At 41.0% G+C, this 15,168-nt stretch carries 19 protein-coding genes, 1 other RNA gene and 1 riboswitch; of the genes, 14 read left to right on the top strand and 6 right to left on the bottom strand.

All coding sequences use genetic code 11. The annotated features are described in order from the left end of the window. The first annotated feature begins 666 nt into the window (after window positions 1–666). The 3 genes from ABEQ24_RS09610 to ABEQ24_RS09600 all read left to right on the top strand — a co-directional run bounded on the left by ABEQ24_RS09610 (window position 667) and on the right by ABEQ24_RS09600 (window position 3,552). The gene (locus tag ABEQ24_RS09610) at window positions 667–1,722 is read left to right on the top strand and encodes a YkvI family membrane protein (RefSeq protein ID WP_430006582.1); all 1,056 of its coding nucleotides are present in this window, start codon (window positions 667–669) and stop codon (window positions 1,720–1,722) included. A gap of 258 nt (window positions 1,723–1,980) precedes the next feature. After that, complete coding sequence (locus ABEQ24_RS09605; RefSeq protein ID WP_430006581.1) at window positions 1,981–3,324, top strand: hemolysin family protein; 1,344 nt, start codon at window positions 1,981–1,983, stop codon at window positions 3,322–3,324. A 90-nt stretch (window positions 3,325–3,414) separates the two neighbouring features. Then, window positions 3,415–3,552 (top strand): DUF6254 family protein, encoded by a 138-nt coding sequence (locus tag ABEQ24_RS09600; protein WP_430006580.1) that lies wholly within the window; start codon window positions 3,415–3,417, stop codon window positions 3,550–3,552. 184 nt (window positions 3,553–3,736) lie between these two features. On the opposite strand, the gene ABEQ24_RS09595 is transcribed toward ABEQ24_RS09600, so the two are convergent. Continuing rightward, window positions 3,737–5,032, bottom strand: coding sequence for a DUF2254 domain-containing protein (locus tag ABEQ24_RS09595; RefSeq protein WP_430006579.1), 1,296 nt, complete (start codon window positions 5,030–5,032; stop codon window positions 3,737–3,739). Between the two features lie 93 nt (window positions 5,033–5,125). After that, window positions 5,126–5,170, top strand: a riboswitch (PreQ1 riboswitch). 143 nt (window positions 5,171–5,313) lie between these two features. On the opposite strand from ABEQ24_RS09595, the gene queC reads away from it, so the two are divergent. The 5 genes from queC (at window position 5,314) to ABEQ24_RS09570 (ending at window position 8,038) form a co-directional block, all read left to right on the top strand. Continuing rightward, window positions 5,314–5,976, top strand: a complete 663-nt coding sequence (queC, locus tag ABEQ24_RS09590; protein ID WP_430006578.1) for a 7-cyano-7-deazaguanine synthase QueC — start codon at window positions 5,314–5,316, stop codon at window positions 5,974–5,976. Continuing rightward, window positions 5,973–6,410, top strand: coding sequence for a 6-carboxytetrahydropterin synthase QueD (queD, locus tag ABEQ24_RS09585; protein WP_430006577.1), 438 nt, complete (start codon window positions 5,973–5,975; stop codon window positions 6,408–6,410). The genes queC and queD overlap by 4 nt, the downstream gene beginning before the upstream one ends. Beyond that, window positions 6,407–7,135, top strand: coding sequence for a 7-carboxy-7-deazaguanine synthase QueE (gene queE / locus ABEQ24_RS09580; protein WP_430006576.1), 729 nt, complete (start codon window positions 6,407–6,409; stop codon window positions 7,133–7,135). Before queD ends, queE begins: the two co-directional genes overlap by 4 nt. 20 nt (window positions 7,136–7,155) lie before the next feature. Next, window positions 7,156–7,653 (top strand): preQ(1) synthase, encoded by a 498-nt coding sequence (gene queF / locus ABEQ24_RS09575; RefSeq protein ID WP_070876276.1) that lies wholly within the window; start codon window positions 7,156–7,158, stop codon window positions 7,651–7,653. Window positions 7,654–7,837: 184 nt separating this feature from the next. After that, window positions 7,838–8,038, top strand: a complete 201-nt coding sequence (locus tag ABEQ24_RS09570; RefSeq protein ID WP_070876230.1) for a cold-shock protein — start codon at window positions 7,838–7,840, stop codon at window positions 8,036–8,038. Window positions 8,039–8,931: 893 nt separating this feature from the next. Here ABEQ24_RS09570 and ABEQ24_RS09565 read toward each other — a convergent pair. Next, complete coding sequence (locus tag ABEQ24_RS09565) at window positions 8,932–9,066, bottom strand: hypothetical protein (protein ID WP_430006575.1); 135 nt, start codon at window positions 9,064–9,066, stop codon at window positions 8,932–8,934. A gap of 74 nt (window positions 9,067–9,140) precedes the next feature. Then, window positions 9,141–9,365, bottom strand: a complete 225-nt coding sequence (locus ABEQ24_RS09560) for a hypothetical protein (protein ID WP_430006574.1) — start codon at window positions 9,363–9,365, stop codon at window positions 9,141–9,143. 83 nt (window positions 9,366–9,448) lie between these two features. Between ABEQ24_RS09560 and ABEQ24_RS09555 the strand changes: the two genes are divergently transcribed. Together ABEQ24_RS09555 and ssrS are read left to right on the top strand one after the other, a co-directional pair. Further along, a complete protein-coding gene (locus tag ABEQ24_RS09555; protein WP_430006573.1) occupies window positions 9,449–9,775 on the top strand; it encodes an MGMT family protein in 327 nt (108 codons plus the stop codon). A gap of 73 nt (window positions 9,776–9,848) precedes the next feature. Next, a non-coding RNA gene (gene ssrS, locus ABEQ24_RS09550) (6S RNA) lies at window positions 9,849–10,036 on the top strand. A gap of 176 nt (window positions 10,037–10,212) precedes the next feature. Here the strand turns inward: ssrS and ABEQ24_RS09545 are convergent. Further along, window positions 10,213–10,887 (bottom strand): SOS response-associated peptidase, encoded by a 675-nt coding sequence (locus ABEQ24_RS09545; protein WP_430006572.1) that lies wholly within the window; start codon window positions 10,885–10,887, stop codon window positions 10,213–10,215. Window positions 10,888–11,226: 339 nt separating this feature from the next. Between ABEQ24_RS09545 and ABEQ24_RS09540 the strand changes: the two genes are divergently transcribed. After that, the gene (locus tag ABEQ24_RS09540; protein WP_430006571.1) at window positions 11,227–12,024 is read left to right on the top strand and encodes a peptidoglycan-binding protein; all 798 of its coding nucleotides are present in this window, start codon (window positions 11,227–11,229) and stop codon (window positions 12,022–12,024) included. Window positions 12,025–12,229: 205 nt separating this feature from the next. Here ABEQ24_RS09540 and ABEQ24_RS09535 read toward each other — a convergent pair whose 3' ends face one another. Both ABEQ24_RS09535 and ABEQ24_RS09530 read right to left on the bottom strand, forming a co-directional pair. Next, window positions 12,230–12,730 carry an N-acetyltransferase family protein gene (locus tag ABEQ24_RS09535; protein WP_430006570.1) on the bottom strand — a complete coding sequence of 167 codons (501 nt, stop codon included), beginning with the start codon at window positions 12,728–12,730 and terminating at the stop codon, window positions 12,230–12,232. Between the two features lie 172 nt (window positions 12,731–12,902). Beyond that, entirely contained in the window at window positions 12,903–13,091 is a 189-nt protein-coding gene (locus tag ABEQ24_RS09530; RefSeq protein WP_029281718.1) for a YkvS family protein, read from the bottom strand. A 184-nt stretch (window positions 13,092–13,275) separates the two neighbouring features. On the opposite strand from ABEQ24_RS09530, the gene ABEQ24_RS09525 reads away from it, so the two are divergent. The 3 genes from ABEQ24_RS09525 to ABEQ24_RS09515 all read left to right on the top strand — a co-directional run bounded on the left by ABEQ24_RS09525 (window position 13,276) and on the right by ABEQ24_RS09515 (window position 15,131). After that, window positions 13,276–14,142: a patatin-like phospholipase family protein gene (locus ABEQ24_RS09525; RefSeq protein ID WP_430006569.1), complete on the top strand. Its 867-nt coding sequence runs from the start codon at window positions 13,276–13,278 to the stop codon at window positions 14,140–14,142. 78 nt (window positions 14,143–14,220) lie between these two features. After that, window positions 14,221–14,868 carry an SDR family oxidoreductase gene (locus ABEQ24_RS09520; protein ID WP_430006568.1) on the top strand — a complete coding sequence of 216 codons (648 nt, stop codon included), beginning with the start codon at window positions 14,221–14,223 and terminating at the stop codon, window positions 14,866–14,868. Window positions 14,869–14,936: 68 nt separating this feature from the next. After that, window positions 14,937–15,131: a hypothetical protein gene (locus ABEQ24_RS09515; protein WP_430006567.1), complete on the top strand. Its 195-nt coding sequence runs from the start codon at window positions 14,937–14,939 to the stop codon at window positions 15,129–15,131. The last annotated feature ends 37 nt before the right edge of the window (window positions 15,132–15,168 follow it).

Below are 15,168 nucleotides of genomic sequence, written 5' to 3'. Positions count from 1 at the left end.
AAACCGCGAATGCAGCACTACGCTATTCTCGAGCCCTGGATAAGTGCTTCAAAACCGGAATGCAGCACTTACGCTATTCTCGAGCTCTAGGTAAGTGCTTCAAAACCGCGAATACAGCACTTACGATAGTCTCCAGTCCTAGGTAAGTGCTTCAAAACCGCGAATACAGCACTTACGATAGTCTCCAGTCCTAGGTAAGTGCTTCAAAACCGAGAATGCAGAACTTTCTATAGAATCCGGCACAAAGCAAGTGCATCAAAAGCGCATATACGGCAATTCAATTAACAAAGGCTCCAACACCAGAAAAGGTCCCTCATATTCATAATAAATTTAAAGGCTGTATTCGCATTAAGTTGTTTTAAATTATAATGCTGTCCGTTCCTTTCCGCAGGGGAGTGGAATCTTTTTCGGCGAGCCTGCGGGGTCTTCCATTTCGCTCTATTTTTCCGCGAGAGTCAAGTTCCTTCAGCTGCAATCCACTAAGGTATACAACATTTAGTCTCAAAACATTACGAAAAGAGTCAATTAAAATAATGCAGCTCAACTGATATATTCTCTTCTGCAAACCAGACTGAACCACATTCAGGTTGTACTTCTTTCTTAACACCTTGTCTCATATACATGGTAAGAGTTCAGCTAACGCATTCATCGTAACGGAGGTAGAAGATGAAGAATCGATGGTTTCAGGTTGTTCAAATCGCAGCTGTATATGTCGGAACGGTTGTCGGGGCTGGCTTTGCAACTGGACGGGAGATTGTAGAATTTTTCACGCAGTTTGGCCTGTTTGGCATACTCGGTATTTTAATATGCGGGTATTTTTTTATGCATCTTGGTGCAAAGATGATGATCATTTCAAAGCGGATCGGGGCAAAATCGTACCAGGATTTTAATCTGTTTCTATTTGGAAAGTCGTTTGGATTTATTATTAATCTCTTTATGCTGATTGTCTTATTCGGAGTAACATCCGTTATGCTGTCTGGTGCCGGGGCTATTTTTGAGGAGCAGCTCGAATATTCAAGGCAGTTTGGCGTTCTTCTGACCATACTGCTGACAATCATCGCCATGTCATTCGGTTCCAAAGGGCTCTTTAGCGTCAATATTATTGTCGTGCCGCTTTTAATTCTCTTCAGTGTGCTTGTGGCGGCATCATCTTTTGATGCTCATACGTTTTCATCTTATCAGCTGCACCATGCTCCATCGTTTAAATGGATCATTTCTGCGATTTCCTATGCGGCTTTTAATCTTGCGATGGCTGAGGCCGTTTTGGTTCCCCTTGCTCAGGAGATTGAAGATGAGAGTGTTGTGAAGTGGGGTGGAATCGTTGGCGGGGCAACCCTCACGTTTATATTGCTCAGCAGCCATTTTGCTCTGTCTACGCTTCCCGATGTGATGACGTACGATATCCCAATGGCTGAAGTGATGAAAGCCTCTGTTTTTTCCTTCTTCTTCATATATATAATGGTCATTTACGGGGAAGTTTTCACGTCAGTCATCGGTAATTTATTCGGTCTTGAACGCCATTTGGTGCGGGTGATTCCAATCTCAAGGATGATCATTATCCTCATCCTGCTGAGCGGAGCTTTTTTCGTCAGTCAAATTGGCTACAGCTCTTTGATTGCCTTTCTCTATCCGATCTTTGGCTATATGAGCATCATATTTCTGGTATTAATGATGGTCCGCAAAACCCCTCATCTTGATCATACTAAAACGATGAAAAAGTAAGAATAATCAAACAATTTAAACATAAAGGCTTGATTATCATCATAATTATGAAGAAAACTGACATATTTCCTGTTTGACTGCTGAAGTTGTTCATATTATGATGTTTTTAATATTATCTGAATTTTTTATATCTTCTAAAGAGGTGATGAGATGGGGTATTAACTTTTCATAGGAGGTTTTGCACCATCGTATGCCTAATAGATTGAAATTTTTCAGGAGGTGACTCCTTTTTCGTCTTTGGCGGAAGAGGGAATTTATTTGGACATAGTGAATTTGTTCATTATTGCGATTTTAATTGCTGCCACTGCTTTTTTTGTAGCATCGGAGTTCGCAATTGTAAAAATTCGAAGTTCCCGCATTAATCAGCTGATTGAAGAAGGAAATAAACAGGCATTATCAGCTAAAAAAGTAACGGATAACCTGGATGAATATTTATCAGCCTGCCAGCTTGGGATCACCATTACAGCACTCGGGCTCGGGTGGCTTGGGGAACCGGCAATTGGAAGACTGCTGCATCCGGTTTTTGAAAGGTTTGACATGCCGAGTTCAGGTGTTCAATTTTTGTCAGTTGCCATTGCTTTTGCCATCATCACATTTCTGCACGTAGTGGTGGGGGAGCTTGCGCCAAAAACAGTAGCGATTCAAAAAGCGGAGCGAATTACGCTTACTTTTTCAAAGCCGTTAATGGCTTTTTACCGTCTCATGTATCCAGTCATTTGGGTATTAAATGGCTCTGCACGGCTCCTGACGAGCTTCTTTGGAATGAAGCAGGTCTCAGAGCATGAGCTTGCACACAGTGAGGAAGAACTAAGAATTCTCCTGTCTGAAAGCTATGAGAGCGGAGAGATCAATCAATCTGAATACAAATATGTGAATAAGATCTTTAAATTTGATGACCGTATTGCAAAAGAAATAATGGTGCCCCGCACACAAATCATCTCCCTTGATATTGAAGAGACACTGCAGTCTCATTTGAAGATTATCAAGAGCGAAAAATATACAAGGTATCCCGTTGTTGACGGGGATAAAGACCATATCATCGGAATGGTGAATATAAAAGAAATTTTTACGGACTTATTTCAATCAAAACAAACAGATCCTTTTTCATTGAAAACGTATATTAGACCTGTTATTCAAGTGATCGATTCCGTCCCGATTCAAGAACTTCTGCTCAAAATGCAAAAAGAGCACATTCATATGGCTATTCTAATTGATGAATACGGCGGAACCGCAGGACTTGTAACTGTTGAAGATATATTAGAGGAGATCGTAGGCGAAATCAGGGATGAGTTTGATGCTGATGAAGTGCCGCTTGTCCAAAAAATCACGGATGATCAATATGTGATCGATGGAAAAGTATTAATAAGCGAACTCAACGATTTATTCGGACTTGAAATGGAAGACACAGATGTAGATACAATCGGCGGATGGCTGCTGACTGAGAAATATGATATAAAAAAAGGAGAACTGGTTGAATTCGGTTCCTTTACGTTTAAAGTGAAGGACATGGAAAACCACCATATCCGCTATCTCGAAATGACACGAAAAAAAAAGGAAGATAGTTCCCCGCTTCTTCAGAAGGGAATCGCTGCCACACAATGAGATGCTTTACCGGCATCTTTTTTTTTGCGTAAAAAGCTGCGGCTGAGGATAAAATAAGCCTGAATCTCATAATAAAAGGAGACCGTTAACATGACTCAATCAAAAGGCCAAAAGCAGAGACAATGGGACATCCGCAAAGAATCACAAAATGAGCATGGCAAAGTAAAGTCTTTTAAAGAACTCGAGCAGGAAGGCACTCAGGAAGGCACTCAAAATAATAAAAAATAGGCCGAAAAAAAAGAATCCGAATGTGGCGGATTCCTTCTTTTCGCTTACAAAATGAAAGTATAAAATTTACCGCTTTGATGGCTAGCGGAATCACTCAGGCTCTTCGGCCAGAAAGGATTCGAAAGTATTGGTACATTTCGCCAATACTTTCGAATTCGGAGCTAACCGAGCGGCTTCGCTTTTCTTACAATATCCGTTCTGTTTCTTCTTTGCCGCAAACGTTCGCAAGCTTTTTCAGCTGTTTGTTTAACAAGTTTTTATCAAGGCTGAGCCAATCCTGCTGTTTAATTCCTTCATAAATATAGGCTGAAAACTCCCAAACATCTTGTTTAATTTCACTCCGATTCGTTTCTGCTGCCAAGATTAATGCTTTCAGCACAGAAGCCATTACGGAGACATCCTCTTTTCCGTAGTGACGGATCTGATAAAAACTTTCATATAAGTAGTCGGTGAATGTTGGTTTAGGCAGAACAATCCTAATTTGATTCTTACTGTCGCGATGGTAAGGGGAAGGGGAATGATTTTTACCAATCTTCGTCAGAATCTGTGCCAGGTGTTCTATACATGCAATCGCAGTCTCAGGGTCATTTTTCCCTGGTGCAATTCCCCTGAGTGCAATTTCGGCAAGTTTTTGGATGCCGAATTCAATATCATGCTTTGACTCGTGATCTGTGTTAAAGGTGATAAATTTAAGAAGTTCATCCTCATCTATAAATTCACCTTCAGATGAGACCAGCAGCAAAGGTGTATCCACATCGACATAGTCACCCTGATCTTTTGTAAACGAGATGACAAGCTGCTCTTGTTGTGCAAAGTCAATCAGTTCTGACATGGCGATGTCCTGAATGTAGCCTTCATTGCTGCTTTTAATTTCTAGTGTTTTTTCTTTATCTATTGAGAAATTTTCTTCTGGATCGTCTGTTCTTTTTTTGTCTTCTATAGATATAAGGGTCTCTTTTGTGATATTGGATATCACGTTGCCGACTTTTATCCATTCCGTCATATGGTGGATGAGAAAAACGAACATGCCAACACATATAAAGGCGACGATGATTGCAAGGGTCGGTACGATAAAGTCGTTGCTTGTCTCATTTTCCCTCACTTGATTCAGCAGGACGAGGGAATAAATGTAACCCCCGATAAAAACTCCCAGCACCCGCTGGATTTTGGAATCTGAGTTGAAATTGTGCATCGTCCGCGGGGAAAAATTAGCCAGGAACGTCGTCAATACGACAAGCACCGACGAAAATGTAATCGTCGTCATCGTTAAAAGCGAAGTTGAAGTAGCGCTTAAAATGGTATGAGCAAGTTCTTTATCAGTTAAAAAAGCAGATGGAATATGCTTGAAATAACCGTTTTCTGCAAGATATCTGTCTCCTGTCATACTCAGTACTGCTAGAATGAAAAAGAGAACTGCGTAGATTGCAGGTGTGATCCAAAAATTCGATTTTAATTTGACGAGAATCGGTTTAATAGGCATGAGCTGTCCCCCTGTATAAAATAGATTGAAGTGTCCGCCTGTTCGTGGTATAGTATGAACGGTAAAAATATTGATAAATTCCGCGCAGTTTGTGCGGGAGAGGTTCTAGCACAACCCTCTATAAAAAACTAAGTATGAACTGTATCCAAGTGAGGTATAGTTTTTTAGTTGGGGATTTTACATGCTAGACACTTCTGAAAAGCTCAGGGTGTCTTTTCTTATGCCGATTTTTAAATCGGGGTTGTGAAAGAATGCTCTCTTCGAATGAGGAGGACATATAGATGAAAAACGATAAAGCTCTCGTTGTCTTCAGCGGCGGCCAGGACAGCACAACATGCTTATTCTGGGCCATGAAGCAATTTAAAGAAGTTGAAGTGGTTACATTTAATTATAATCAGCGCCACAAGCTTGAAATAGAAGTGGCAGAAGCGATCGCGCAAGATCTTTGCGTAAGGCACCATCTTTTGGATATGTCGCTCTTAAATCAGCTTGCGCCTAATGCTCTTACAAGAGATGATATTGAAATTGAACATAAGGAAGGCGAACTTCCTTCAACCTTTGTCCCAGGCAGAAATCTTCTGTTCCTGACATTCGCATCTGTGCTTGCCAAACAAATCGGTGCAAAACATATCGTGACAGGAGTCTGTGAAACAGATTTCAGCGGATATCCGGATTGCCGCGATGTGTTCGTGAAATCATGCAATGTCACCATCAATTTAGCGATGGATGATCAATTTGTCATTCATACACCGCTAATGTGGATTGACAAAGCGGAAACATGGAAGCTTGCAGATGAACTCGGTGCACTGGACTATGTAAGAGAAAAAACGCTCACATGCTACAACGGTATTATCGCAGAAGGCTGCGGAGAATGTCCAGCATGTCACTTAAGGAAAATAGGCCTTGATGAATATTTGTCGGCAAAAGGAGGAGAGGCGCAATGATACAGCAAATGTACCCGCAGACTCTCCATCCGTATTCTTATGAGCTGAACAAGGATATGCAGATATCTGCGGCTCACTATGTGCCGAATGATGAAGCGGGCAAATGCCGCCGTCTTCACGGGCATACGTATTTTATAAATGTAACGGTTGCGGGCGATGAGCTTGATCAGTCCGGGTTCCTTATTAATTTTGCCCATATCAAGCAGCTTGTGCACGACCGCTTTGACCATACGATTCTCAATGAAAATGAAGTATTTGATGACAATGATCCAAATAAATTCCCTACGACTGAAGTAGTGGCACGCACGATTTATGAAATCATTCAACAGCATTTGGATACACTTGGACATAAGCCCAAATGTATCGGTGTTTTCGTCCGCGAAACTCCAACAAGCTATGTGATGTACCGTCCCAAGCAGGTGAAAATCGGATGAAGAAGTTTCCTGTATTAGAAATTTTCGGCCCGACGATTCAGGGAGAAGGAATGGTCATCGGCCAAAAAACAATGTTTGTCCGTACAGCAGGGTGTGATTATTCCTGCAGCTGGTGTGACTCTGCATTCACATGGGATGGATCAGCTAAAGACGACATTAGACAGCTGGCAGCTGGAGAGATATGGACAGAGCTGTTTGAACTTGGCGGAAGCCAATTTTCTCATGTGACCATCTCAGGCGGAAATCCTGCTTTACTTGGGAACCTGAATGAACTCATTGACCTTCTTCATGAAAAGAACGTAAAAGTGGCGATTGAAACACAGGGAAGCCGTCTGCAGCCCTGGTTCGATCAAATTGATGATTTAACGATTTCACCAAAGCCTCCAAGCTCAAGGATGAAGACAGACTTCACTAAATTAGATGAAATTATTTTCTTTTTAACGAAAAAAAACCGTCTTCATCATGCAAGTTTAAAAGTAGTTGTCTTTGATGAACAGGATCTGGAGTTTGCAAAGATGGTTCACCTGAAATACCCGGAACTCCCATTTTACCTTCAAGTAGGAAATGATCTGGTTAGTGAGCCGGATGATGGAAAGTTAATTTCTCATTTGCTTGCAAGGTATGAATGGCTGATTGACCGGGCTGTATCAGAAGAAGGCTTAAACAATGCGCGCGTTCTGCCGCAGCTGCACACCCTTGTATGGGGAAACAAAAGAGGAGTTTAACTAAGAAAGGAAGGCTGATTATGGCTGGAAGACAGGATTCAGAATTAACCGATGTAACATTGCTTGGCAATCAGGGCACAAATTATTTATTCGAATACAGCCCTGACATTTTAGAATCATTTGATAACAAACACGAAAACCGCGATTACTTTGTAAAGTTTAATTGCCCGGAATTCACAAGCCTATGTCCAAAAACTGGACAGCCTGACTTTGCAACGATTTATATCAGCTATATTCCTGATAAAAAAATGGTTGAAAGCAAATCATTGAAACTTTACTTATTCAGCTTCCGCAATCACGGCGACTTTCATGAAGACTGCATGAACATCATCATGAACGACCTGATTGAACTGATGGACCCAAGATATATCGAAGTATGGGGCAAGTTCACTCCGCGCGGCGGAATTTCAATCGACCCGTATACAAACTACGGAAAACCAGGCACAAAATACGAACAAATGGCAGAGCACCGCATGATGAATCATGATATGTATCCGGAGAAAATCGACAACCGCTGATAAAAAGCGCAATTAATTTCGAGCATAATTTGCATTTTAAAATAATCCATGTTATATTAATTAAGAATTATTTTTGTTCGGTACGCAAGGAAAGAACAAGTGCTAAAACTTTTCACCTTTTGTTATCAATGAGAGCAAGGATAGTAACACAATGTATGCTAAAGCATACGAGGAGGCAACAACAATGGAACAAGGTACAGTAAAATGGTTTAACGCAGAAAAAGGATTCGGATTCATCGAGCGCGAAGGCGGAGAAGACGTATTCGTTCATTTCTCAGCTATTCAAGGCGAAGGTTTCAAATCTTTAGACGAAGGCCAAGCAGTTACATTTGACGTAGAGCAAGGTCAACGCGGACCTCAAGCAACTAACGTTCAAAAAGCTTAATTTTAAGCTGACATATAAAACAGTCTCTTAATAGAGACTGTTTTTTTGTGTGCTTTTTAGTGATTCCTAAAGTACGGAGATTTTTAGGACTGAGCCACCGATTCCTTTTCTAAAAAGCAGGCAATATGATTGCCTCTTTTCTTGTAGGCTGTCATGATTTTCGCTTTGTTCACGCTATGATCCCCGCTCCGTCCGGCCATTTAAGCCCTGTAATCAGGAACGCTGGAAATAAAGGGCGGCAAAAACTCAAACTGCATCCCTGTAATCAGACGCGCTGGAAATAAAGGTAAGAAAAAACCAAACTGCATCTCTATAATCACAGGCGCAGGAAATATAGGTAGGCAAAAACTTAAAACGCAACCCTATAATCACAGGCGCAGGAAATATAGGTAGGCAAAAACTTAAACTGCAACCCTATAATTACAAGCTCAAGAAATATAGGGCAGCAAAAACTTAAAATGCATCCCTATAATCACAGGCTCAGGAAATATAGGGCAGCAAAAACCAAAAAATACATCCCTGTAATCAGGCGCCCTGGAAATAAAGGGCAGCAAAAATCAAAAATGCAACCCTATAATCAGAGTCTCAGGAAATAGGGTGTTTACTGCATTAAATGTGCAGTTTTTTGCATCAGAAAAATCGGCAATATTTAAATGTGAAAATGCAGCTAAGTGATCATTTAGGGGGGATAGGTGATTTCGAGGTGGAGATTTGGTTTTGACGCCAGAACTTGGGAAGAGGGCCAAAATTTTAGAGCCGCCCCTCAGCCCGCAAAAAATAAAACCCCTGCCCAAATTCTCTGAGCAGGGGGAGGTATTATGTTACAAGCTTTGTTAAATGGTTGCTTTCATTTTAGCACAGGTAAGCAGGATAACCTAATGAAAAATAATTATTTATTCTTTGCGCCCCGATTGGTGATTTGATACGGGTGACTTGCTTGTCTTAGGCTTTAAATTCTTTAACCTGCTTTTAATATAATCCTTCAGCATGTCTCGCTTGCGTTTTTGACGCTTGTCACGGTTTTTCATATAGTCACCATCCTATTTCATAGAGATCGACCTTGGTTCTATTATAACTCGAAACGTGGCAGGACAACACGCTTTTACTTAAATTCAAATTCATGCTCGCCGTCAGTGCGGTTTGCTTTGCGTACATATGAATAAAAAAGCTCCATCGCTTCTGTTTTAAAAGCTTTTGACAGTTCTTCAAAAAAATAATCATCTGGATTCAGTTCATATTGAGGTGTAACAATCTTCACTTCGGACTTTTCATTCTGAATATAATGATGGGTTAAGAGATTTGATGGTATCTGGATTTTTTTCGGCATGATCAGCACTCTCTCTTGTTAGTAGTGAAATGGATTGTGTTTAGTTTATCATATAAGAAAATCAGTAAACAGGGGGATAAAGTATGGAGACTTTTACGCAAAGAGCGGTAGTTATTATTAAATCGATACCTGCCGGCAGGGTGATGACATATGGACAAGTTGCCAGGTGCGCGGGCCAGCCCAGAGGAGCGCGGCAGGTTGTCCGCATTCTTCATTCACTGAGTGAAAAGCATCAGCTCCCATGGCATCGTGTTATCAATTCCAAAGGGGAAATCGGCATGAAGGAGACAGAATCCGGCAGACTGCAGAAAAAACTGTTAGAAGAAGAAGGCATTTCTTTTATAAGTGATTATCGCCTGCATCTGGAGCGGTGGATCTATGATCCCGGGATTCATGAAGACTCCTGGTAATTGAGTCATAAACTTTTATTAGGGCATTAAACTTTCTGGTTGACCGCTGCAGCATAATCATGTAATATACTACTACAAGCTGCATTGTACGTAATGATAATTAAGTTTTAACCTTTAAGCTGTAATAGGGAGTTTTATATCGCATCTGAAATGTCATGCCTCCATTTGCTGAGGAAGACAGGAAAGCTGCTGCAAACACCCACTTTGAGAAGTGGTGGTTTAAAACTTTCTTACGTAAGTTACGGCAATTGTGGCTTCTTTCTTTAAACGTATAAAACCAGTTCCTGCCTCAGGAGCTGGTTTTTTTCATGTTTCGCATAGTTTTGTTTTACTTGAGTGGAGTTTCATTTTCTTATTTTAATTACGATTCGCTCACTTGCATACCTTCCCAAATCGTTATTCGATTTAGCAGGGTAGAATTTGAAGTTCGACATTACTCAACAAATCTCCCGAATCAAATGTATCCCATTATTTTTAGGTGAATTTACTTCAGAAGAAACTTCAAATGCCTCCATTTGCGCCTCGTCGAAAGGCTTTAAGAAAGGACGCAGGTCGTCTGGATCATGAATGGAGGGATCGAGCCATCTTGCTTCGTCTTCAGGCTTCAGGATGACAGGCATTCTGTCGTGAATGGAGCTCATCAGTTCATTTGGTTCTGTTGTGATCACCGTGCAGGAATAGATGGTTTTGCCATTTGGCGATTTCCAGGATTCCCATAACCCGGCCATGCCGAAGGGTTCACCTGTTTTCATTTTGATTCTCATCGGGGTTTTCCCGCCTTCCTCGCGTTTCCATTCATAGAATGAATCAGCAAGGACAAGGCATCTTTTTTTTCTGAAAGCATTTCTGAAGCTTGGCTTGTCCGCTAATGTTTCTGCTCTGGCATTGATGGTTTTATATCCGATTTTTTCATCCTTTGCAAAAGGAGGGATGAGTCCCCACTTTAGGAACCCCATTCGATTTTGAGTCCCATCATTAATCACGGACAGGACCTCGTGTGACGGAGCAATGTTGTAGCTGTATACATATTCATCTTCATCAATGGCTGAGCCGATATGAAACCGGTCTACAAGATCTGCATACTCTGCAAATAATGTGTATCTTCCGCACATTTGCATTCTCCTTTTTATGAAAAATAATACCGTTATTATTCCCTTTAAACAAGGTGAAGCCGTATAAAAATTGACTCATTTCCCTATCTGCATGACTTTTCCGGATGCTGTTATCGATTTCCTTGATGACTTGCTGTGATATTGAACAAGTGAAAATCATGAAAGAATTTCTGATTTCGACTGAAAGATACCTTAAACACTTATGAGTATTTTGTCGAAATATAGACTAATAAATGCCAGTTTTCTAGTTCTTCCGCTTCGTTTTTTCCTCATTACACCAACACTCCCATCTTTTACACGTATAGTGTGATGTATTACTTATACTTGAGGAGGGGCAATATGAGGAAAAAGTTTATGGGTATAATTGGCGCTTCTGTACTCAGTGCAAGCGTAATTTTTCCACTGAGCGGGGAAGCGGCACTGGGAGACAGAACGCTATCACAGGGAATGAGCCATTCAGATGTGAAAGAACTGCAGGAACATCTTTTATCAAAAAGTGTGTATCCATATTTTGAAGAGACAGGCTATTATGGCCCAATTACAAAAGAAGCGGTGAAAGATTTTCAGGAAAAGAGCCGTATTCAGGTTGATGGGATAGCTGGACCGCAAACGAATCAAAAAATTAAAGTGTTGCGCTATGGCGATATGGGAAAACCAGTCATCAAGCTTCAGCGTCTGCTGAAAGAGTGGGGAGTATATACTGGTATTGTTGATGGAATGTACGGAAACGGCACGAAAAGTGCAGTAGCCAATTTTCAGCAGCAAAAAGGACTGAAAAGTGATGGTATCGCTGGACCGCAAACCTTTAGTAAGTTAAATCAAAAATCAAGCAGTGTTTCAGGTACAGTAAAAGAGTTAACCGTAACAAGCACAGCTTATACGGCTTCATGCGATGGCTGTTCCGGAGTGACGAAGATGGGTGTGGACTTGAAAAAATACCCTGAAGCGAAAGTGATTGCCGTTGATCCGAATGTCATTCCAATTGGCTCAATAGTAGAAGTTGAAGGCTATGGCAAAGCAATTGCAGCTGACATAGGCGGTGCCATTACAGGCAATAAAATTGATGTCTTTATTGCAGGACAAAGCAGTGCCATCAATTGGGGCAGAAAATCAGTCAACATTAAAGTTTATCAATAATAGAGTGCCAGTTACATAGAAAATGAAAAATCCGCTGTCTGCAGCGGATTTTTTTATGGATTGCTCACATAAACACAGGATTTAATTGAGCTGTGCTAGTTGAATTCTTAAACTCGTTATATGCAATTAATATGTGCCAGCATCTGCGATAAAATAATCCTCGAATTCCTGGGCCCTAGCCGTACTTCCCTATAGAAAGCTGTCATCAAAGCTCCAAATACATATATACCTCATCTACGTAACCCTCAGAAAGCTTCAGCGCTTTTGTGTATTCGCCAAATTGGACAAAACCCAATGACTCATACAGTGCTTTAGCGCCATGATTCCTGACAGCAACTGCAAGATCGATTTTTTCAATCACCTTATTTTCTCTAATCCGTTCAATCAGGGAGCTCAGCAGTTTTTTGCCTAACCCGTTGCCGCGCATGACAGGAGAAATGTACATGCCCAGAATTTGACCGCGGTGCTTCATTTTTTCAAGAGTCTCCTGTTTGAACGCTGCGATTCCTGCGAGTTCTGCTTCAGCAAATGCACCCATCACAAAAGCGGATGCAGAGGGAGTGATTTCGTGAATTAATTCTTCAATTGATTTTTTCTTTTCCGTTTCAAAGCTTGAAGCAAAGTTTGCCGGCAGCTCATTCAGAGCCTGCAGGCGAAGTGCCCTGTACTGTTCTGTGTCTTCTTCAGTCAGCAGCCGAAACTCCATTTGAGACACCTCTTTTCCTTGAAAATAGAAGTCAAATCGGGACTTGATGCCGTCTATATGTCGATTACGTTATCTAGTATGGTTTATTTTCATTAAAGCCATGTAAAATTCGTTCTGAGGACTAAATAAAACAGCCTGATGGAGAATCCTCCTTCAGGCTGTTGTTCTAAAATCAATGAAGTTGTTCTTTTACAATTTTATAGTTTTTATGATTGACGACCGTCCGTCTCTCAAGATCTAAATCTCGGAAATTTTCCATATACGTCAAGTCTACAATCACTGAATTTTCATTAACTTTCTCCACGATGCCACGTAAACCGTCTCTGAATTCAATCACATTGCCAACTTTAGCGATTTTCATTTCCTCTCTCCTTCTCTATACATATCCCCCATTAGGACTATTTAACATTATTTTTTCAGTTAAGTAAAGGCTTTCAGTTAAAATTGTGTAATAATTTTGAAAAAAGAACAAACAGATTAGATGAAGCATGTGATGTAAACATGTTATAGTAAGATAAAATTAATTTTGAAAGAGGCGAATCAGCTTGGTTTCATCAGGTCTTGTCCTCGAAGGCGGAGGAATGCGCGGGGTTTATACTGCAGGTGTTTTAGAATATTTCATGGAAAAAGATCTTTATTTCCCATATATCATCGGGGTTTCAGCAGGTGCCTGCATGGGTGCTTCATATGTTTCTGGTCAAAAAGGAAGAAATAAAACGGTAAACATCAATTACGCGAATCATAAAAGCTATTTATCATTAAGCAATTATATCCGACATAAACAGCTGTTTGGCATGGACTTCATTTTTGATGAAATCCCAAACAAGCTTGTCCCGTTTCATTTTGATGCATTTTTGAAAAGTGATCAGACTTTTTTAGTGGGAACAACTGACTGCAAGACAGGGGAGCCTGTTTACTATAATAAAAATGATATTGGCAAGGATATTTTAACGATTTTAAGAGCCTCAAGCTCCCTTCCGTTTATAGCGCCAATGATTGATTATGAAGGAAGAAAACTGCTTGATGGGGGGATTGTCGATTCGATCCCGATCAGAAAATCACAATCTGACGGCAATGTCCGCAATGTCGTGATCTTAACCAGAAATGCCGGATACAGAAAGAAAAAGAGCACCATGGAGTGGATGGTCAGAAGGTCATTCAGAACGTATCCATTGCTTGCAGATGCCATGCTGAACCGCTATGAGCAGTATAATCAGACGCTTGATTATATCGAGGAGCAGGAAAAGCTCGGTAATGTTTTTGTCATCCGTCCTTCTAAAAAGCTTGAAGTTGACCGGATTGAACGAAATCCGGTAAAGCTTGAACGGCTTTATGAGCAGGGGTTACTTGATGCAGAAGCCTGTTTTGAGGCACTGCGGAAGTGGCATGAGCCGCATCATGTATTATCCTGATAAAACATACCAAAACGTTTGAAGAGAGTTTCCTGAGGGAAGAGTACAGTCATACTACTTATAAAGGTGTTGTTTTGAATGAATGTATTAATTGCAGGAGCTAACGGAAAAACAGGCAGACATATAATCGAACAAATAGCACGCGGAGGCGAGCACAGGGCAATTGCAATGGTGCGGGACCCTAAGCAGGAAAAAGAACTGGAGAAGCTGGGTGCTCAAACAGTCGTCGGCGATCTTGAAGGAGATGTATCCCATGCCGTGCATTTAGCAGATGCCATCATTTTCGCAGCGGGATCCGGATCAAAAACAGGACCTGATAAAACCATTTCTGTTGACCAGGAAGGAGCTAAAAATCTGATAAACGCTGCTAAAGAACATCGGATCCAGCATTTCGTCATGCTGAGTTCAATGGGAGCAGATAACCCTTCAGCAGGTGCTGAATCAATGGAACAGTACTTCAAAGCTAAGGCAATTGCTGATGAATATCTGCGTGGATCAGATCTTTCTTATACGATTGTCAGACCTGGAGCACTGACGGATGACAGCGCCGCAGGAAAGATTGAAGCTTCAGAAAAAATCGAGAACAAAGAAAACCGCAGCATTTCCCGCGAGGATGTGGCGGCGGTTCTGATAGCTTCTCTTACGGGTGAAGAAGTGAAAAACAAAACATTTGAAATCCTCTCTGGCGAAACGGACATCAAGGAAGCTTTAAAATTTGTTTACTAAGCCATGGACAAGCGGGCTTCTCCTTAGTAAACTTGCATATATGAAATGATTTGGGGGAAGTCCGTACTATGGATAATCAATTGGCAAACGAGATGCTCGATTCTTTAAAAAATGGTGAAATCCATGAATATCATGTTCCGAAAGATGTTTTTCTTCCCTTTAGAAAAGTTCTTGTCGAACGTGAGGATTTCAAGCATTTCCGGGGAATCGCACTGCAGGGCGGAAGCGTCATCTATAAATATTTGCAGGTTCCAAGGAGTTAAAAAAACGGCTGTCACATTTGAAGTGCACCCCAAATGT

Origin of the sequence: Metabacillus idriensis, from assembly GCF_050483325.1 — a bacterium.
GTDB lineage: Bacteria > Bacillota > Bacilli > Bacillales > Bacillaceae > Bacillus_P > Bacillus_P idriensis_A.
The sequence above is the reverse complement of the archived record's forward strand: the minus strand, read 5'-3'. Positions and strand labels throughout refer to the sequence as shown.